Here is an 18,971-nt window from a genome sequence, read left to right as displayed (position 1 = left end):
CTCCTCACGCCGCCGGCTGCACCGCCTTGTCGCCGGCCATCACGTGGGTCAGCGCGCTCTTGATTGCGGACTGGCGCGTCGGCGCGTTGATCTGCGCGCCCAGGAGGTCGGTGACGTAGAACACGTCGCGGGCACGCTCGCCGAAGGTCGCGACATGGGCCGAGGCGATGTTCAGATTGAGCTTCGAGATCGCGGTGGTCAGCTCGTAGAGCAGGCCGGGGCGGTCGAGGCCGGACATCTCGATCACGGTGTAGCGGTCGGACCATTGGTTGTTGATGGTCACTTCCGGCTCGATCGTGAAAGGCCGCGCCTTGCTGCGCACGGTGCGCCGCGCCACCACTTCGGGCAGCCGCAGCTTGCCTTCCAGCACGTCCTCGATCATCTCGCCGATGCGCGTGGCGCGCCGGCCCTCGTCCTCGTCGCGGTCGTATTCCCTGGAGATCGAGATCGTGTCGAGCGCGCGGCCGTCGGTCGTGGTGTAGATCTGCGCGTCGACGATGTTGGCGCCGGCCGAGGCGCAGGCGCCGGCGATGATCGAGAGCAGCCAGGGATGGTCGGCGGCGAAGATCGTCAGCTCGGTGACGCCGCGCACCTCGTCGAAGCCGACATTGATCGCGAGCTTGTGGCCGGCCTGCTCGCTGGAGCGGACGAAGCGGGCATGGCGGATCTTCCGCGGCAGCTCGACCTTGAGCCAATAGGCGGGATAGTGCCGGCCGATATAGGCATCGAGCTCGTCCGCCGGCCACTCGGCGAAGGCCATGCGGAATTCGGCGTAGGCGGCCGTGAGGCGCTTGCCGCGGTCGACTTCCGAGAAGCCGCCGGTCAGCACCGGTTCGGTTTCATAATAGAGCGAGCGCAGCAGCTGCGCCTTCCAGCCGTTCCACACGCCCGGGCCGACGCCGCGGATGTCGGCGGTGGTCAGGATCGTGAGCAATTTCATCTGCTCGACCGATTGCACCACGGCGGCGAAATTCTCGATGGTCTTGCGGTCGGAGAGGTCGCGCGACTGCGCGACCGTGGACATCGTCAGATGCTCCTCGATCAGCCAGGCCACGAGCTCGGTGTCGGCCGCGCTGAAGCCGAGCCGCGGGCACAGCCGGCGCGCCACCTTGGCGCCCGCGATCGAGTGATCCTCCGGCCGTCCCTTGGCGATGTCGTGCAGCAGCGTCGTGATGTAGATCACCGCACGGTGCTCGGGCCGGATCTTGCGGAAGAGATCGCTGGCGACCGTGAACTCCTCGATGCCGCCGCGCTCGATGTCCTGCAGGAAGCCGACGCAGCGGATCAGATGCTCGTCGACGGTGTAGTGATGATACATGTTGAACTGCATCATCGAGACGATCTTGCCGAAGGCGCGGATGAAATGGCCGAGCACGCCGGTCTCGTTCATCCGACGCAGCACGATCTCGGCGTTGTCGGAGGTCAGGATCTCCATGAACAGCCGGTTGGCTTCCGGGTTCTCGCGCAGCTGCGCGTTGATCAGTCCGAGCGAGCGCGTCACGTCGCGCATCGCGTCCGGATGGAAGGCGAGGTTGTTCTTCTGCGCCAGGCGGAAGATCCGGATCAAATTGACCGGATCGTGCTTGAACACGTCGGGCGCGGCGACGTTGATGCGGTTGTTGTCGACGAGGAAGTCGTCGCTGTCGGGGACGCGGCGCTTCGCGGGGGCGGGGCGCAGCCGCGCCATCATCCGGCTCAGCACCGGCGCGGGCTTGGCCTGCTGGTCCTCGAGCTTGGCGCAGAGGATGGCGGTGAGGTTGCCCACTTCCTTGGCGACCAGGAAGTAGTGCTTCATGAAGCGCTCGACGTCCTGCATGCCGGGATGCGAGGTGTAGCCGAGCCGGACCGCGATCTCGCGCTGGAGATCGAAGGAGAGGCGCTCCTCCGCGCGGCCGGAGTAGAAGTGCAGATTGCAGCGCACCGACCAGAGGAAGTCGGCGCAGCGGCGAAACGTGCGGTATTCCTGCGCGTCAAACACGCCGCGCTCGACCAGCTCGTCGGTATCACGGACGCGGTAGACGTATTTGGCGATCCAGAACAGCGTGTGCAGGTCGCGCAGGGCGCCCTTGCCGTCCTTGACGTTGGGCTCGACCAGGTAGCGCGACTGCCCGCCGCGGCGGTGGCGCTCCTCGCGCTCGGCGAGCTTTGCGGTGACGAATTCGGACGCCGTGCCCTGCACCACGTCCTTGTCGAAGCGCGCGACCAGTTCGTCATAGAGCGGCTGGTCGCCGGTCAGGAAGCGCGTTTCCAGGATTGCGGTGCGGATGGTCATGTCGCCGCGCGCCTGCCGGATCGATTCATCGACCGAGCGCGTGGCGTGTCCGACCTTCAGTCCCATGTCCCAGAGACAGTAGAGAATGGCCTCAGCCACCTGCTCACCCCAGGCGGTCTGCTTGTAGGGCAGGATGAACAGGAGATCGATGTCGGATTCCGGGGCCATCAGGCCGCGGCCATACCCGCCGGTCGCGACCACCGCCATGCGCTCCGCGCCGCTCGGGATCGGCGAGCGGTAGAGATGCCGGGTCGCTGCCGAATACAGGATGCGGATGATCTCGTCCTGCACGTGGCACAGCCGCTCGGCGCAGCGCCTTCCGTGACGGTCCTTCAGCAGGATCGCCTGCGCCGCAGCGCGCGCCGCGATCAGCTCGGCCTTGAGCAATTGCGCCATGGCCGTGCGGAACGTGTCCTCACGTCCCTGATGCTTCTCGGCAAGCGCATCGACCGCGGCGGTGATCCGCGCGGTGTCGAAGCGATCGTCCACCTCGGCCTTGTGCTCAGTCGCGACGCTGTCCATGTCTCACCGGATATAAGAGGTGACAGGCGCTGTCACCCGCCATTCTCTGGCAATAGTCGTTCCATGCTGGAAAAGCCCCGCTTTGAGCAAATCTGTTCTCAGCAGACGGGCTTTCGGGATAGCGATTTTCTCGTTGACCTCTAGAAATAACTCATTGAAAAACAATGAAGTTTTTGAGGAGGCTGGGCATGACCGGGATTACACGACGCATTCTGTTGGCGGGGGCTGTTGCGCTCGCCATGACCCCTGCGGCACGGGCGGCGGATCCGCTCAAGGAAATCCGCATCGACTGGGCGACCTACAATCCGGTGTCGATGGTCCTGAAGCAGAAGGGCCTGCTGGAGAAGGAATTCGCCAAGGACGGCATCAGCATCATTTGGGTGCAGTCGGCCGGCTCCAACAAGGCGCTCGAATTCCTCAACGCCGGCTCGATCGATTTCGGCTCGACCGCGGGCTCGGCGGCGCTGGTGGCGAAGATCAACGGAAACCCCATCAAGTCGATCTATGTCTATTCGCGTCCCGAATGGACGGCGCTGGTGACATCAAAGGATTCCAAGATCGCGAGCGTTGCTGATCTCAAGGGCAAGCGCGTCGCGGTGACGCGCGGCACCGATCCGCACATCTTCCTTGTGCGCGCGCTGCTCGGTGCAGGCCTCACCGAAAAGGACATCACGCCGGTGCTGCTCCAGCACGCCGACGGCAAGACCGCGCTGATCCGCGGCGATGTCGATGCCTGGGCTGGCCTCGATCCGATGATGGCGCAGGCCGAGGTCGAGGAAGGTGCAAAACTGTTCTATCGCAAGGCGGATGCCAACACCTGGGGCATCCTCAATGTGCGCGAGCAGTTCTTGAAGGACTATCCGGACGCCGCCCGCCGCGTACTCGCGGTGTATGAAGAGGCCCGCAAATATTCGCTGGCGAATTACGATGACCTGAAGAAGACCTTCATCGCCGTGACCAAGCTGCCGGAGGCCGTCGTCGACAAGCAGCTCAAGGAGCGCACCGAGCTCACCCACAGCCGCATCGGCGCACCCCAGCGCGAGTCGATCCTCGCTGCCGGCCTTGCCCTGCAGCAGGCCGGCGTCGTCGACGCCAAGGTCGACGTGAAGGCGACGCTGGATGCCCTGATCGACGACCAGGTCCCGCTGCCGACGAACTAGTTCTGCGCAAGAGGCAGGCGCGCGCAACAAACTCCGCTGTCGTCCCGGGGCGCGAAGCGAGCCCGGGACCCATAACCCCAGGGAGTAGTTTGACGCGAAGGCGGTCACTCCGAGTCCCCGTAGCCATGTCTGCCTGTGGCTATGGGTCCCGGGCTCGCGCTTCGCGCGCCCCGGGACGACGGGCTGAGGGCGCGGCAAGAGTCATGTTGCATTCCGGCGTGAGACGCGCTTCCTACCGGCCATGATCACCGACGCGCCAGTCCTGCAACAGACCTCGGAACCGGCCGAAAGTGCCGCCGCGCCCTCGCGGCTGTCGCGTTATGCGCGGCCGTTGCTTGGAATCTTGCTGCCGCTCATCCTCGCGCTCGGCTGGGAGCTGGTGGTCTGGTCCGGCTGGTCCAACGGCCGTCTGGTGCCGTCGCCCTCGCGCGTCTTTGCGAACATCACCGAACTCGCCCGCTCCGGCGAGCTGGTCCGCCACATCGCCGCGACGCTGTGGCGGGTCGGTCTCGGCTTCGCCTTCGGCGTGATCGCGGGCACCGTGCTCGGTGCCATCTCCGGCTATTGGTCGCTGGCGCGGCGGCTGCTCGATCCGACCGTGCAGGCGCTGCGTGCGATCCCTTCGCTGGCCTGGGTGCCGTTATTCATCCTCTGGCTCGGCATCTTCGAGACCTCCAAGATCGCGCTGATCGCGGTCGGCGTGTTCTTCCCGGTCTATCTCGGCGTGATGGGCGCGATCCTTTCCGTCGATCGCAAGATCGTCGAGGTCGGTCGCACCTTCCGCCTCTCCGGGTTCGCCATGATCCGCCGCATCCTGCTGCCCGCGGTGCTGCCGGCCTATGTGGTGTCCTTGCGTGTCGGCCTTGGTCTGGGCTGGATGTTCGTGGTGGCGGCCGAGCTGATCGGCGCTTCCGAAGGCCTCGGCTATCTCCTGCTCGACGGCCAGCAGCTCGGCAAGCCTGCGCAGATTTTGGCCGCGATCGTGATCTTCGCCATCCTCGGCAAGCTTACCGACTGGCTGATCGAGGTCGGGGCTGCGCCGTTCCTGCGCTGGCAGGACGCCTTCGGGCGCGCGAAGGGAACGTAACACGATGCTGGCGCTCGACCGGGTCAGCAAGACCTATCCCAACGGCGTGCAGGCGCTGGCGCGTTTTTCCGCCGAGATCAAACAGGGCGAGATCGTCGCCATCATCGGCGGCTCCGGCTGCGGCAAGTCCACGCTGCTGCGCGCCATCGCAGGCCTCGATCGCGCGAGCGCAGGCACGGTGACGCTCGACAGCGAGGCGATCAATTCGCCGCACGCAAAAATCGGCATCATCTTCCAGGAGCCGCGGCTTCTGCCCTGGCTCAGCGTCGCCGACAATATCGGCTTCGGCCTTGCCGACCTGCCCGCGACCGAGCGGCGCGAGAAGGTGGCGCGCGCGCTCGCCCGCGTCGGGCTCACTGATAAGGCGCAGGCCTGGCCGCGCGAGCTCTCGGGCGGGCAGGCGCAGCGCGTCGCGATCGCGCGTGCGCTGGTGCCGCAACCGGAAGTGCTGCTGCTCGACGAGCCGTTCTCCGCGCTCGACGCCTTCACCCGCAGGGATCTCCAGGATCATCTGCTCGACCTCTGGGCCGACACCCGGCCGACGCTCATCCTCGTCACACATGACGTCGACGAGGCCGTGGTGCTGGCTGATCGCGTTTTGGTGATGCGGCCGCGGCCGGGCCGGCTGTTCGACCAGATCGAGATCAATCTGGGCCGGCCGCGCGATCGCAATTCGCCGCTGTTCGAGAATTTCAAGCGAAGTGTGCTGACGTCACTCGACCGTTCGCTCGACCGCAACGTGCCCGACCGTGACGCAACCCAGGGTCCCGGTCAGGCCATGTGGTGGTGACATTTTCTCTCTGAGCCGGTACATCGAGGGACGATTTTTCCGGGAGAGAACAAGATGGACGCCGCAGCACTGCGCCAGATGCAGGCCCCGATCAAGGAACGCTACAAGACCGATCCCAAGACCGCGATGATCACGCTGAAGGCCAAGGGCTCGACCGACAGCGAAGGCATCGCCTGCAAGGTCGAGACCGGTCGCGCCATCGCGATGGCTGGCCTGCATCCCGCGACCGGCGGCTCCGGCCTCGAGCTGTGCTCCGGCGACATGCTGCTTGAAGCGCTGGTTGCCTGCGCCGGCGTCACGCTGAAATCGGTCGCGACCGCCATCGAGATCCCGCTCAAGACCGGCAACGTCTATGCCGAGGGCGATCTCGATTTCCGCGGCACGCTCGGCGTCGACAAGGAGACCCCGGTCGGCTTCGCCGAGATCCGCCTGCGCTTCGAGGTCGACACCGACGCGCCGCAGGACAAGCTTGATCTGCTCCTGAAACTCACCGAGCGCTATTGCGTGGTCTACCAGACCATCAAGAACGGCCCGAAGGTTTCGGTGTCGATGCAGCGGATGTGACTTCCTGACCCTCCCCTTGAGGGGGAGGGTCGATCGCGCGCAGCGCGAGCGGGGCGGGTGATCTCTCCACTCGGGCGCCGTATCCGTCGAGAGACTGTCACCCCACCCCGTCTCATATTTCGCTACGCTCCATATGAGCCGACCCTCCCCTTCAGGGCAGGGTAAGAAGCAAAAAATGCCCCCCGAGCTCCACTTCATCATCTTCCTCGTCCTGCGCATGGCGATCGCCGCGGCGTTCGTCGTGTCCGCGTCGTTCATTGCCGAGCGCACCGGTCCGGTGATCGGCGGACTGGTGGCGACCTTGCCGATCTCGGCCGGTCCTTCCTACGTCTTCCTCGCGCTCGACCATGATGCCGCCTTCATCGCGCAGGGCGCGCTGTCGAGCCTTCCGGTCAACGCGGCGACGATCGTCCTTGGGCTCACCTATGTCGTGCTGGCGCAGCGGAACAATCTGCTGGTGAGCGCCGGCAGCGCGGTCGCGGTGTGGATCGTGCTGGCCTCCATCATCCGCCTGTTCGACTGGACCCTGACCGCCGGGCTCGCTGTCAACCTGGTCGCCTTCGGCATCTGCATTCCGCTGCTCGCACGATACCGCCATGTGAAGATGCCGCTGGTGACGCGTCGCTGGTACGACATTCCATTCCGCGCCTCGCTGGTCGCGACGCTGGTTGCGATCGTGGTCTCGACCTCGGGCTGGGTCGGCCCGCGGGTGAGCGGCGTCATCGCGCTCTACCCGATCGTGTTCACCAGCATGATGGTGATCCTGCATCCGCGCATCGGCGGCCCGCCGACCGCCGCCGTGCTCGCCAACTCCGCCTGGGGCCTGCTCGGCTTCGGTCTGGCAATTGCGGTGCTGCACGTCGCCGTCACGCAGTTCGGCTCGGCGATCGGCTTGAGTTGCGCACTCGCCACCTGCATCGGCTGGAACCTGACGCTGTGGTGGATGGGACGACGGAAGAGGCCGATGCATCAGCCGCGCCGCGCTTCGTAAGGCGAGTTACGCTGCGCTTGGGACCTCAACCCTGCGTCAGGATAGTTAGTTACCCGGGCTGGCAGACCCGCTAAACTGGCAACAGAGCAAGATCGGGGCGTGCGGTGGAGGGATTGTACAAGGTCGAATACGATATCAACGACGGCTCCGGCCGCAGCGTGCTGTACGCCCATGCCGGGAAAATGCTTGGCGGCAACACGGCCTTCGCGCACTTCGGCACCTACGAGATTGTGGACGGCGAAATCGTCGCCAGGCTCCGGACGAAGCGCCACAGCCGGTCGCCGCAGCACAGGTCGCTGGTCAGTTCCGACGCCGTCACAATCAGCATTCGCGGTCGACCGCAGGGCAAGCTCTACCGCTTCGAGGGAGAAGTGGTCGAGGACGCCTCGGTGTTTCGCGCCGTGATGACGCCGCTCGGCGACGATGACGTTCCCCCGCCCGGTGCGGTCGGCGAGGGCGGCATCGTCAGCGGACTCTATTCGATCGATATCCGGATGCTGGATGGAATTACCGGTGGCCATACCGGCGTGATGTTGCTGCGCGACGGCCGCATCCTCGGCGGCGATGCCTTCTTCTATTATCTCGGCGCCTATTCTTCGGCGAACGGTCGCTGGAAAGGCGAATTCGTCAATCAGGAACACACGCTGGCAAAGAGCGAGCATCCCTTGTTCGGTGGCTATGAGGTGGGCATCGGCTTCTCCGGCCACTGCGATGACAAGGGCGCCGACATGGAAGCGATCGCGCTCGCCGGCAAGCGCAGCATCCGCCTCGCCGCCACCTTGAAGCTGATCGAGCCGTTTGCCAGGGTGGGCCGCTGACGGCCGCCGGAAGGCGTTGCGTTAATGGGGCAGCATCCTGGACGGTAGTCGCGCGGAAAAGCGCGCGCGGGGCCGCAATCCGTTCATGTCGCGACGTCGCTAAGTATCGATTTGATCGTTGCTAATTCGCGTTTCGGCCGTTTCTTCCGCCGGCCATTTTCGGTTCCATCACTCCGTATTTCTTCGGAGATGGGCTGCCCGATTCCGATAGGTGCATTAATCTAAATTTGGTGCATTCCCCGTAAAGCTACTCGTCGGTTGTCGTTTCCGCGTTTGGGCGGACATGGGCATCAAGGCGGGTCCTCTGTACGCGTGAACGGACCCACATAGTTCACAGCTAGTCATATTCCAACGCTCGGTCTGTCCGAGGGCGTCCGCTCGCCTGTCTTTGAGGCGCGTTGCGCTGCGGCACCATGCGATCCATTCTGGAGATGTTTTGATGTTTGGTCGTAATCCCAATGGAAATGCCCAGGCACAGCTCGACGCCATCGGCCGTTCGCAGGCGACGATCGAATTTGCACTGGATGGCACCATCCTCACCGCGAACGAGAATTTCCTGAAGGCCCTGGGCTATGGGCTGGAGGAGATCAAGGGAAAGCATCACTCCATGTTCGTGCCCGCCGATCAGCGAGGCGGCGCGGCGTACAAGGCGTTCTGGTCCGCGTTGAAGAGCGGCGAGTTCCAGGCCGCGGAGTTCAAGCGGATTGCAAAGGGCGGTCGCGAGATCTGGATCGAGGCGTCGTATAATCCCGTGCTTGACGGCGACGGCAAGCCGATCAAGGTCGTGAAGATCGCGACCGATATCACCGCGAAGAAGATCAATGCCATGACGGAAGCCTCCAAGGTGTCCGCCATCGGCCGCGCCCAGGCCGTCATCGAGTTCAAGCTCGACGGCACTATCGTGACTGCGAACCAGAATTTCTGCCAGGCGCTCGGCTATTCGCTGGCCGAGATCGAGGGCAAGCATCACAGCCTGTTCGTGGCCCCCGCTGAGCGCGACAGCGCGGCCTATCGCGAATTCTGGGCCAGGCTTAACCGCGGTGAATACCAGGCGGGCGAATACAAACGTATCGGCAAGGGCGGCCGCGAGGTCTGGATCCTCGCCTCTTATAACCCGCTGCTCGACGAGAACGGCAAGCCGTTCGGCGTTGCCAAATTTGCGACCGACGTCACCGCGGAGAAGCTGAAGAACGCCGACCTCGCTGGTCAGATCTCGGCGATCGACAAGGCGCAGGCCGTGATCGATTTCAACATGGACGGCACGATCATCACCGCCAATGCCAATTTTCTCGGCACGCTCGGCTATTCGCTGGCCGAGATCAAGGGCAAGCATCACAGCATGTTCGTCGAGCCATCGGAGCGCGACGGCGCTGCCTATCGCGAGTTCTGGGCCACGCTCAATCGCGGCCAGTACCAGGCGGCTGAATACAAGCGCATCGGCAAGGGCGGCAAGGAGGTCTACATCCAGGCCTCCTACAACCCGATCCTCGATCTCAACGGCAAGCCGTTCAAGGTCGTGAAATACGCCACTGACACCACGCGGCAGGTGCTGGTCCGCATGGGCAATGAGCGCGTCCGCGGCATGATGGAATCGGTCGCCGCAGGCTCGGAGGAGCTGAACGCGTCGGTGCGCGAGATCTCCGAAGCGATGACCAAGTCCCGCGAGACCGCGATGAGCGCGGTGGAGCAGGTTGCCTCTGCCGACGCGCAGGCGCAGCGGCTGACCGAAGCGGCGAAGGCGATGAGCGGCATCATCGAGATGATCAACAGCATTACCAGTCAGATCAACCTGCTCGCGCTCAACGCCACGATCGAATCGGCGCGCGCCGGCGAGGCTGGCCGCGGCTTCGCGGTGGTCGCTTCCGAGGTGAAGAGCCTCGCCAATCAGGCGAGACAGGCGACCGACAAGATCGGCCAGGAGATCGGCAGCCTCAACGGCATCTCCGGCGACGTCGTCAGCGCGCTCGGCTCGATCAAGCAGGCCATCAACAACGTCAGCGAATACGTCACCTCGACAGCCGCCGCCGTCGAGGAGCAGAGCACGGTCACGAACGAGATGTCGACCAGCATGCAGCGCGCCGCCGCGGAAGCTGCTGCGATGGCGGCAAGGGCGTAAGCCAAGCGCGCAGAAGTCGTAGGGTGGGCAAAGGCGCGCTCTTCGCGCGCCGTGCCCACCATCTTTCCGCGAATTGGTCGTTGAATGGTGGGCACGCTGCGCTTTGCCCACCCTACGGCACCGTCACGGCTTCGGCAGCTTGGCCTTCAACGCATAGAGCGCATCCAGCGCCTCGCGCGGGGACATCTCGTCCGGGTGGAGGGCCTTCACGGCGTCCATCAATAGCTCGGCCTCGGTCGGCGGTGCGGCTTCGGCGGCGGCGCGCGAGGGCACCGCGAACAGCGGGAGGTCGTCGGCAAGCGCGCGGGCGGTCTGGCCGCGGTCCTGGGCTTCGAGTTTCGCCAGCACGGATTTCGCACGCGTGATCACGGCCGGCGGCAGGCCGGCGAGCTTGGCGACCTGGATGCCGTAGGAGCGGTCGGCCGAGCCCGGCAGCACCTCGTGCAGGAACACGACATTGCCCTGCCATTCCTTCACCCGCACCGTCGCGTTGAACATGCGCGGCAGTTTTGCCGAGAGCGCCGTCAGCTCGTGATAATGCGTCGCGAACAGCGTGCGGCAGCGGTTGCTCTCGTGCAGATGCTCGATCGCGGCCCAGGCGATGGAGAGGCCGTCGAACGTCGCGGTGCCGCGGCCGATCTCGTCGAGGATCACGAGCGCGCGCTCGCCGGCCTGGTTCAGGATCGCTGCGGTCTCGACCATCTCCACCATGAAGGTGGAGCGGCCGCGCGCGAGATCGTCGGCGGCGCCGACGCGCGAGAACAGGCGGTCGATGATGCCGATCCGCGCGCGCGTCGCCGGCACGAAGCTGCCGATCTGCGCCAGCAGCGCGATCAGCGCGTTCTGGCGCAGGAAGGTCGATTTACCGGCCATGTTGGGACCGGTCAGCAGCCAGAGCTGGCCGGATTTTTGCGCCGGTGTTGGCGAGAGATCGCAGGCATTGGCAATGAATGGCTCGCCATTGCGCTTCAAGGCCTGCTCGACCACGGGATGGCGGCCCGCCTCGATCGCGAAGCCGAGGGAGTCATCCACGTCCGGCCGCACATAATTGTCGTCGACCGCGAGCTTGGCCAGCGAGGTCGCAACGTCGAGCAGCGCAAAGGCATGGGCGGCGGCGCGCAGATCGTCGCTGATATCAAGCGCCTTCGCGGACAGCCGCTCGAAGATCTCGAGCTCGAGGCCGAGCGCGCGGTCGCCGGCATTGGCGATCTTGGCCTCGATCTCGCCGAGCTCCGAGGTGGTGAAGCGCACCTGTCCGGCCAGCGTCTGGCGATGGATGAAGGTCGCATTCAGCGGCGCCGACATCAGCTTGTCGCCGTGCTGCGCGGTGACCTCGACGAAATAGCCGAGCACGTTGTTGTGCCGGATCTTGAGGCCCTTCACACCGGTATGATCGGCGTAGCGCGCCTGCATCGAGGCCACGACGAGGCGCGAAGCATCACGCAGGCTTCGCGTTTCGTCGAGCGCGGGCTCGTAGCCCTGACGCACGAAGCCGCCGTCGCGCTTGATCAGCGGCAGCGGGTCATCGAGGGCACTTGCGAATTCAGCGGCGAGCTCGCGCGACGGACGCTGCAGGGCCGCCATCACCACCGCGATTTCCTGCGGCGGCTGGTCGAGCTCGGAAAGGCGCGTCAGCACCTGGTCGGCGGCAATGATGCCGTCGCGCAGGCCGGCGAGGTCGCGCGGTCCGCCGCGGCCGACCGAAAGACGGGCCAGCGCCCGCGACATGTCGGGCGCGCCGCGCAGGATGCTGCGGATGTCTTCGCGCGCAGCGGAGTCCGCAACGAAGGCGCTGACGGCATCGAGCCGCCGCGCGATTGCGGGCGCGTCCGTCAGCGGCGCCGCGAGCCGCTGCGCCAGCAGGCGCGAGCCGGCCGAGGTCACCGTGCAGTCGATCGCGTCGAGCAGCGAGCCGCGGCGTTCGCCCGCGAGCGTTCGCGTCAATTCGAGATTGGCGCGGGTGGCCGGATCGATCGCCATGGTCGCGCCCGAGGCCTCGCGCGCGGGTGGCGACAACGGCGGATGCTTGCCGACCTGGGTGCGGTCGACATAGGTGACGGCGGCGGCTGCGGCGGTCGCTTCGAGCCGCGTGAGCTGCGCGAGCCCGTCCATGGTCGCGACGGCGAAATAATCGCACAGGCGTTTTTCCGCGGTGGCGCCGTCGAAGACGTCGCGGGTCAGCGGCGTCACCGCCGGCAGCTCGCGCAAGGTCTGTCCGAGCTCGCTGTCATTGTAGAGCGCGTCGGTGACGATCGCCTCGTTCGGATTGATGCGCGCCAGCGTCGCGGCGAGCTCGCCGCTAGAGCATTCCATCACCGTGAATTCGGCGGTCGAGATGTCGATCCAGGCGAGCCCAAAACGGTCGCCGCCACCGGAGGCGCGGGCACGCGCGATCGCCAGCAGATAATTGTTGGCGCGCGCGTCTAACAGCGTGTCCTCGGTCAGCGTACCCGGCGTGACCAGCCGCACCACGCCACGGCGCACCACGCTCTTGTTGCCGCGCGCTTTGGCGGCGGCGGGATCCTCGGTCTGCTCGCACACGGCGACCCGGTGGCCGGCGCTGATCAGGCGATGCAGATAGTCCTCGGAACGCTCGACCGGCACGCCGCACATCGGGATGTCGGCGCCCTGATGCTTGCCGCGCTTGGTCAAGACGATGCCGAGCGTCTTCGAGGCGATCTCGGCGTCCTCGAAGAACAGCTCGTAGAAGTCGCCCATCCGGTAGAACAGCAGCAGGCCCTGATGAGCCGCCTTGATTTCAAGGTACTGTTCCATCATCGGCGTGACGCGCGCGATGGCTTCCGCCGGCGGCGTGGGCGCTTCGTCAGGGGGCGGCACAGGTATCGGCTGTTGCATTGTCATGGGCGGCGCAACCTACAAAATTTCGCCTCCTGCTCCTACCGGTTTGGCCGGCGAGGGGAGGTTTTCCACGTTGTCCGCACCACGGCATGCATTGGCAGCGTGCGCCCCCCTCGGAACAAGCAAGAAACCGTCAATTGACCTGCCGCGGGCGCCCTCCTAAAACTCCGCGGACATTGAAGAATTTGGGCCGGACCGCGGCATTCAGGGAGAACAACGATGCGTGACGTCTTTATCTGCGATGCCGTGCGGACCCCGATCGGCCGTTTCGGCGGCTCGCTCGCCAAGGTGCGCGCCGACGACCTCGCGGCGGCCCCGATCAAGGCGCTGATGGCCAAGCATCCCAATCTCGATTGGGCACAGGTCGACGAAGTCTTCTTCGGCTGCGCCAACCAGGCCGGCGAGGACAACCGCAACGTCGCGCGCATGGCGCTGCTGCTTGCGGGCCTGCCGGATTCGGTTCCCGGCCAGACCCTGAACCGGCTCTGCGCCTCCGGCCTCGACGCGGTCGGTGCGGCCGGCCGCGCCATCCGTTCCGGCGAGATCGAGCTTGCGATCGCGGGCGGCGTCGAATCCATGACCCGCGCGCCCTTCGTGATGGGCAAGGCGCAGGAAGCCTTCTCGCGCTCCGCCGAGATTTTTGACACCACCATCGGCTGGCGTTTCATCAATCCGCTGTTGAAGGCGCAATATGGCGTCGACGCCATGCCGGAGACCGGCGAGAACGTCGCCGAGGAATTCCAGGTCTCGCGCGCCGACCAGGACGCCTTCGCGATCCGCTCGCAGCAGCGCGCAGGCGCGGCGATCGCGGCGGGTTATTTCGCCGAGGAAATCACGCCGATCACCATTCCCGGCGGCAAGGCCGGCCCGATTACGGTCGACAAGGACGAGCATCCGCGCCCGGAGGCGACGCTGGAAGGCCTGGCAAAACTGAAGCCGATCGTGCGCAATCCCGGTACCGTGACCGCCGGCAACGCCTCCGGCGTCAATGACGGCGCGGCCGCGATGATCCTGGCTTCTGAAGCCGCCGTGAAGAAGCATGGCCTCACCCCGCGCGCACGCATCCTCGGCCTCGCCTCGGCCGGCGTGCCGCCGCGCATCATGGGCATCGGCCCGGTGCCGGCGACCCGCAAGCTGATGGAACGCCTCGGCAAGAAGATCAGCGATTTCGACCTGATCGAGCTCAATGAGGCCTTCGCCTCGCAAGGCATTGCCTGCATGCGCCAGCTCGGCGTTGCCGACGATGCCGATTTTGTCAATCCGCATGGCGGCGCCATCGCGCTCGGCCATCCCCTCGGCATGAGCGGCGCGCGCCTCGCGCTCACCGCCGTCCACGGCATGGAAAAGCGCGGCGGCAAGCTGGCGCTGGCCACCATGTGCGTCGGCGTCGGCCAGGGTGTTGCGGTCGCGATCGAGAAGCTGAACTGAGCTTTCTCCTCTCCCTCTCCCCGCAAGCGGGGAGAGGCGAAGATTCCGGGCTCGTTCGTTTCACTCGCGCCCGGAATGACGGGTAATCCGGAGACGAGCATGATCATCGAGCGCGAGCAGGACGTCACGGCCGCGGCACTGGCGGTGATGGAGCGGACGTCCGATCCGCGGCTGCGTCAGATCATGGTCTCCCTGGTCAAGCATCTGCACGCCTTCGTCCGCGATGTCCGCCTGACCGAGAAGGAGTTCCGGGACGCGACCGCGATCGTGGCCGAGCTCGGCAAGCTCACGACCGACACGCACAACGAAGTCGTGCTGATGGCGGGCTCGCTCGGCGTCTCGCCGCTGCTGTGCCTGCTCAACAACGGCGATCAGGGCAATACCGAAACCGATCAGTCGCTGCTCGGCCCGTTCTGGCGGCTGAACTCGCCGCGGGTCGAGAATGGCGGCTCGATCGTCCGCTCGGAGACGCCCGGCGCGCCGCTGTTCGTCAGCGCCCGCGTCGTCGACAAAGACGGCCGTCCCGTCGCCGATGCGGAGGTCGATGTCTGGCACGCCTCGCCGGTCGGTCTCTACGAGAACCAGGACCCTGATCAAGCCGACATGAACCTGCGCGGCAAGTTCACGACCGACCAGGACGGACGTTTCGCCTTCCGCTCGGTGATGATGGTGGGCTATCCCATCCCGACCGACGGCGTGGTCGGGCGCCTCCTCGAGGCGCAGAGCCGGCATCCCTATCGGCCCGCGCATCTGCACGCGCTGATCTTCAAGCCCGGATTCAAGGTGCTGATCTCGCAGGTCTACGACCCCGCCGACCCGCATATCGACAGCGACGTGCAGTTCGGGGTGACGCAGGCACTGATCGGCAAGTTCCAGCGCCACGACACGCCGCATCCGACCGCACGAGACGTCCCGACCCCCTGGTATTCGCTCGACCACACCTATCGGCTGGAGGCCGGTGAGGCCGTGTTACCGCGTCCGCCGATCAAATAGCGTGGCCCTGCCGGGCGCAGAACGCCCGCCAAACCCGCTTCCCTAGATTAGTTATGTTCTATAATGATCGGGGGAAGCGTTGACCGGCTGGAGCAAAATGGCCGGGGAGGAGTTCGCCAATGACATTCATCTATCCCGTCGACAGCAACAAGGCGCATCCGCTGCCGCTGTCGCCCGAATACAAGAGCTCGATCAAGCGCGCGCCGAACAAGCCCTTGATCCCGATGCGCCACACGCTGTCGGAATTGACCGGCCCGGTCTACGGCCACGAGACCGTGCGCGAGGGCGATGCCGATCTCACCACCCAGCATACCGGCGAGCCGATCGGCGAGCGCATCATCGTGCACGGCCATGTGCGCGACGAGGACGGACGCGGCGTGCCGAACTCGCTGGTCGAGATCTGGCAGGCCAATTCCTGCGGCCGCTACGTCCATGTCCGCGACCAGCACCCGGCGCCGCTCGATCCGAACTTCACCGGCGCGGGCCGCACCGTGAGCGATGCCGCCGGCTACTACCGTTTCGTCACCATCAAGCCTGGCGCCTATCCCTGGGGCAATCACCACAACGCCTGGCGTCCCGCGCATATCCATCTGTCGGTGTTCGGCCATTCCTTCGTCACGCGGCTCGTGACGCAGATGTATTTCCCGAACGACCCGCTGTTCCCGTTCGACCCGATCTTCAATTCGGTGCCGGACGAGAAGGCGCGGGCGCGGATGGTGTCGTCTTTCGACCTCGAGAACACGCAGCCCGAATGGGCGCTGTGCTACCGCTTTGACATCGTGCTGCGCGGCAAGAACGCCACGCCAATGGAGAACACTTAAGTGCAGGACAACGGTATTACCCCATCGCAGACCGTCGGTCCGTTCTTCAAATACGGCCTGACGCCGACCGGCGAATACGCCTGGAACGACGCGTTCACCAACTCGACGCTGACGCCCGACGTCACCGGGGATCGCGTCCGCATCGAAGGCCGCGTGTTCGACGGCGACGGCGTCGTGGTGCCCGACGTCATGCTGGAGATCTGGCAGGCGGATGCGCAGGGCCGCTTCGCCGACCCCCAGGACAAGCGCGCTCTGCCCAATGCCAGCTTCCGCGGCTTTGCCCGCTGCGGCACCGACAAGGACGGCAATTATTCCTTCGACACCGTCAAGCCGGGCGCGGTGCCCGATCCCGACGGCAAGCCGCAGGCGCCGCACATCGTGCTTGCGGTGTTCGGTCGCGGCATGCTGCGGCATCTCTACACCCGCATCTATTTCAGCGACGAGGCCGGCAATGCCACCGATCCCGTGCTGGGACTGGTGCCGGCCGATCGCCGCGCGACGCTGATCGCGACGCGCGAGGCGGGGAAGGCGGTCTATCGGCTCGACCTGCGGCTTCAGGGCGACGACGAGACGGTCTTCTTCGACATGTGAGGCAGCAACGCGTGGCGGCGATATCGACAGCCGCCACGCGTTTCTCATCCAGCGCAACTGAGCTGGTTGCTGCGTTTCATCGGGCCTGAGACGTTTCTGTTCGTGCCCCGAGTCGATCTCGCTGACTCAAAAACGACCGACTGACGTCCTCTTTTCGTAATTTTCCGGTGCCCGCGGGATACAATTTCCGCGCGAAGCAATCCCGTGTTTACCGCAGTTGTTTAGGGTCCGTTCGGATTTCGACCTGCGCCATTGGATTGTTTCATGAAAATTCGTCTCTCGCTTTCTTCTGCGGTCATTGCATTCGGGATCGTTCTCGCCATCGGCTTTACTGCCGTCGTCTCGACCAGCCTTTACGCCCTGCGCGAGCTCAAGGTCGGCGGTCCGCTTTATTCCGACATCAAGCTCGGCAACGACCTCATCGCGGACATCCTGCCGCCGCCCGAATATGTGATCGAAGCCTATCTCGAGGCCACGCTCGCCATGCGCGAGCCGGACCAGCTGTCGGCCCATGGCGAACGCCTGGTCCAGCTCCGCAAGGATTACGATGAGCGCAAGGCATTCTGGACCACCTCCAGCCTCTCCACCGATCTGAAGACGGCGCTGGTGTCGAAATCTGACGCCGAGGTGCAGAAGTTCTGGAAGCTTCTGTCTGATCAGCTCCTGCCGGCCCTCAAAGCCAAGGACGTGGCCGGCGCCGAACGCGCCTATGCGCAGCTCAAGGACGCCTACACCGCGCACCGCGCCGTCATCGACAGCATCGTCGAGAGCGCAAACAAGCAGAATGCCGACATGGAGAAGCTGGCGGCCGAGCGCGACAGCTCGATCCTCTACATTCTCCTCGGCGTCTCCGCAGCCGTCCTGGCCCTTATTGCCGCAGGCCTGCTCGGCGTCGCGCTTGGCGTGGTGCGCCCGATCGTGCGCATGACGGACACGATGCAGAAGCTCGCGACCGGCGATCTCGCCGCCGACATCCCCTTCGCGCACCGCCAGGACGAGGTCGGCTCGATGGCGGGTGCGCTCCAGGTGTTCAAGCAGGGGGCGATCGAGAATTCGCGCCTGCGCGAGGAGCAGTTGCGGAAGGAGCAGGAGGCCGCGACGGCCAAGCGCGGCGCCCTGCACCAGATGGCCGAGACCGTCGAGCGCGAGACCGGCCGCTCGGTCGATTCCGCGAGCGTGGCAAGCCAGGGCGTCGAACGGGCCGCCTCCAGCCTATCCGAGATCGCCCGGTCGCTGTCCGCGGAGTCGCAGGCGGTGGCCTCGGCCTCCACCCAGGCGCTGGGTAGCTCGCAGACCGTCTCGGCCGCCGCCGAACAACTGAGCGCCTCGATCCGGGACATCGCAACCCAGGTGGCACGGACCAGCACTGTCACGAAATCGGCGGTCGCGGGCCGCGAGCAGGCGCGTTCGACCATCCAGGCGCTGGCGGGCGCAGTGAAGAAGATTGCGGAGGTCTCCGACCTCATTGGCGGCATCGCCGGCCAGACCAACCTCCTGGCGCTCAATGCCACGATCGAGGCCGCGCGGGCCGGCGAGGCCGGCCGCGGCTTTGCGGTGGTTGCGGCCGAAGTGAAATCCCTGTCCGACCAGACCGCCAAATCCACCGAAGAGATCGGGCGCCTGATCGCCGAGGTTCAGGCCTCGACCCAGGCCGCAGTCGATGCCGTCGAGACGATGGGAGGCCACATCGTCGAGATCGACGGCGTGGCGACGTCGGTCGCGGCGGCGATGGAAGAGCAGGACTCCGCGACGCGGGAGATCGCGCGGTCGATTTCCGAATCGGCATCCGCTGCGAAGGAGGTCTCGGCCAAGATCGCCAATGTCAGCCGCGACGCCGCCTCGGTGGACGCGCGCGCCACGGAGGTGAGGCAGGCGATCGCGGGCATGGCGGCCAACCTGGAATCGCTGCGGTCGGTCGTCGTCCGGACCGTGCGCGACTCGACCGCAGCGGCTTGAGCC

The 18,971-nt window shown here is 65.6% G+C and carries 14 protein-coding genes; 12 read left to right on the top strand and 2 right to left on the bottom strand.

Translation table 11 applies throughout. From position 1 onward, the window contains the following. Positions 1-4: 4 nt before the first annotated feature. Positions 5-2,794: a [protein-PII] uridylyltransferase gene (locus tag AB7Z56_RS42095; protein WP_063980043.1), complete on the bottom strand. Its 2,790-nt coding sequence runs from the start codon at positions 2,792-2,794 to the stop codon at positions 5-7. A gap of 188 nt (positions 2,795-2,982) precedes the next feature. Here AB7Z56_RS42095 and AB7Z56_RS42090 point away from each other — a divergent pair, with 188 nt between their 5' ends. From AB7Z56_RS42090 to AB7Z56_RS42060, 7 genes are all read left to right on the top strand, one after another. Further along, positions 2,983-3,954 carry an aliphatic sulfonate ABC transporter substrate-binding protein gene (locus AB7Z56_RS42090; protein ID WP_038943838.1) on the top strand — a complete coding sequence of 324 codons (972 nt, stop codon included), beginning with the start codon at positions 2,983-2,985 and terminating at the stop codon, positions 3,952-3,954. A gap of 241 nt (positions 3,955-4,195) precedes the next feature. Continuing rightward, positions 4,196-5,041 carry an ABC transporter permease gene (locus AB7Z56_RS42085; protein WP_441256818.1) on the top strand — a complete coding sequence of 282 codons (846 nt, stop codon included), beginning with the start codon at positions 4,196-4,198 and terminating at the stop codon, positions 5,039-5,041. Between the two features lie 4 nt (positions 5,042-5,045). Continuing rightward, the gene (locus AB7Z56_RS42080) at positions 5,046-5,831 is read left to right on the top strand and encodes an ABC transporter ATP-binding protein (protein WP_063980041.1); all 786 of its coding nucleotides are present in this window, start codon (positions 5,046-5,048) and stop codon (positions 5,829-5,831) included. Between the two features lie 54 nt (positions 5,832-5,885). Next, the gene (locus tag AB7Z56_RS42075) at positions 5,886-6,395 is read left to right on the top strand and encodes an OsmC family protein (protein ID WP_028149375.1); all 510 of its coding nucleotides are present in this window, start codon (positions 5,886-5,888) and stop codon (positions 6,393-6,395) included. Positions 6,396-6,570: 175 nt separating this feature from the next. Beyond that, positions 6,571-7,386, top strand: a complete 816-nt coding sequence (locus AB7Z56_RS42070; protein WP_063980040.1) for a hypothetical protein — start codon at positions 6,571-6,573, stop codon at positions 7,384-7,386. A gap of 104 nt (positions 7,387-7,490) precedes the next feature. Beyond that, complete coding sequence (locus AB7Z56_RS42065) at positions 7,491-8,204, top strand: hypothetical protein (protein WP_063980039.1); 714 nt, start codon at positions 7,491-7,493, stop codon at positions 8,202-8,204. Positions 8,205-8,643: 439 nt separating this feature from the next. Continuing rightward, positions 8,644-10,320: a methyl-accepting chemotaxis protein gene (locus AB7Z56_RS42060; RefSeq protein ID WP_187387844.1), complete on the top strand. Its 1,677-nt coding sequence runs from the start codon at positions 8,644-8,646 to the stop codon at positions 10,318-10,320. 123 nt (positions 10,321-10,443) lie between these two features. On the opposite strand, the gene mutS is transcribed toward AB7Z56_RS42060, so the two are convergent. Then, entirely contained in the window at positions 10,444-13,182 is a 2,739-nt protein-coding gene (gene mutS / locus AB7Z56_RS42055) for a DNA mismatch repair protein MutS (protein WP_063980037.1), read from the bottom strand. A gap of 216 nt (positions 13,183-13,398) precedes the next feature. Between mutS and pcaF the strand changes: the two genes are divergently transcribed. From pcaF to AB7Z56_RS42030, 5 genes are all read left to right on the top strand, one after another. Then, positions 13,399-14,607, top strand: a complete 1,209-nt coding sequence (gene pcaF / locus AB7Z56_RS42050) for a 3-oxoadipyl-CoA thiolase (RefSeq protein ID WP_063980036.1) — start codon at positions 13,399-13,401, stop codon at positions 14,605-14,607. A gap of 99 nt (positions 14,608-14,706) precedes the next feature. After that, positions 14,707-15,600 carry a dioxygenase family protein gene (locus tag AB7Z56_RS42045; RefSeq protein ID WP_063985948.1) on the top strand — a complete coding sequence of 298 codons (894 nt, stop codon included), beginning with the start codon at positions 14,707-14,709 and terminating at the stop codon, positions 15,598-15,600. Positions 15,601-15,719: 119 nt separating this feature from the next. Beyond that, the gene (pcaH, locus tag AB7Z56_RS42040) at positions 15,720-16,421 is read left to right on the top strand and encodes a protocatechuate 3,4-dioxygenase subunit beta (protein WP_028155300.1); all 702 of its coding nucleotides are present in this window, start codon (positions 15,720-15,722) and stop codon (positions 16,419-16,421) included. After that, positions 16,422-17,012 (top strand): protocatechuate 3,4-dioxygenase subunit alpha, encoded by a 591-nt coding sequence (pcaG, locus tag AB7Z56_RS42035; protein ID WP_063980035.1) that lies wholly within the window; start codon positions 16,422-16,424, stop codon positions 17,010-17,012. Between the two features lie 264 nt (positions 17,013-17,276). After that, complete coding sequence (locus tag AB7Z56_RS42030) at positions 17,277-18,968, top strand: methyl-accepting chemotaxis protein (protein WP_063980034.1); 1,692 nt, start codon at positions 17,277-17,279, stop codon at positions 18,966-18,968. The last annotated feature ends 3 nt before the right edge of the window (positions 18,969-18,971 follow it).

It is taken from the genome of Bradyrhizobium sp. 482_C4_N1_8 (genome assembly GCF_052075965.1).
Taxonomy (GTDB): Bacteria; Pseudomonadota; Alphaproteobacteria; order Rhizobiales; family Xanthobacteraceae; genus Bradyrhizobium; species Bradyrhizobium barranii.
This window is presented reverse-complemented; position numbering and strand designations above follow the sequence as displayed.

Excerpts from the sequence above, each read along its gene's own strand:
- AB7Z56_RS42095 (WP_063980043.1), bottom strand. The coding sequence starts at position 2,794 with ATGGACAGCGTCGCGACTGAGCACAAGGCCGAGGTGGACGATCGCTTC.
- AB7Z56_RS42090 (WP_038943838.1), top strand. The coding sequence starts at position 2,983 with ATGACCGGGATTACACGACGCATTCTGTTGGCGGGGGCTGTTGCGCTC.
- AB7Z56_RS42085 (WP_441256818.1), top strand. The coding sequence starts at position 4,196 with ATGATCACCGACGCGCCAGTCCTGCAACAGACCTCGGAACCGGCCGAA.
- AB7Z56_RS42080 (WP_063980041.1), top strand. The coding sequence starts at position 5,046 with ATGCTGGCGCTCGACCGGGTCAGCAAGACCTATCCCAACGGCGTGCAG.
- AB7Z56_RS42075 (WP_028149375.1), top strand. The coding sequence starts at position 5,886 with ATGGACGCCGCAGCACTGCGCCAGATGCAGGCCCCGATCAAGGAACGC.
- AB7Z56_RS42070 (WP_063980040.1), top strand. The coding sequence starts at position 6,571 with ATGCCCCCCGAGCTCCACTTCATCATCTTCCTCGTCCTGCGCATGGCG.
- AB7Z56_RS42060 (WP_187387844.1), top strand. The coding sequence starts at position 8,644 with ATGTTTGGTCGTAATCCCAATGGAAATGCCCAGGCACAGCTCGACGCC.
- mutS (WP_063980037.1), bottom strand. The coding sequence starts at position 13,182 with ATGACAATGCAACAGCCGATACCTGTGCCGCCCCCTGACGAAGCGCCC.
- pcaF (WP_063980036.1), top strand. The coding sequence starts at position 13,399 with ATGCGTGACGTCTTTATCTGCGATGCCGTGCGGACCCCGATCGGCCGT.
- AB7Z56_RS42045 (WP_063985948.1), top strand. The coding sequence starts at position 14,707 with ATGATCATCGAGCGCGAGCAGGACGTCACGGCCGCGGCACTGGCGGTG.
- pcaH (WP_028155300.1), top strand. The coding sequence starts at position 15,720 with ATGACATTCATCTATCCCGTCGACAGCAACAAGGCGCATCCGCTGCCG.
- AB7Z56_RS42030 (WP_063980034.1), top strand. The coding sequence starts at position 17,277 with ATGAAAATTCGTCTCTCGCTTTCTTCTGCGGTCATTGCATTCGGGATC.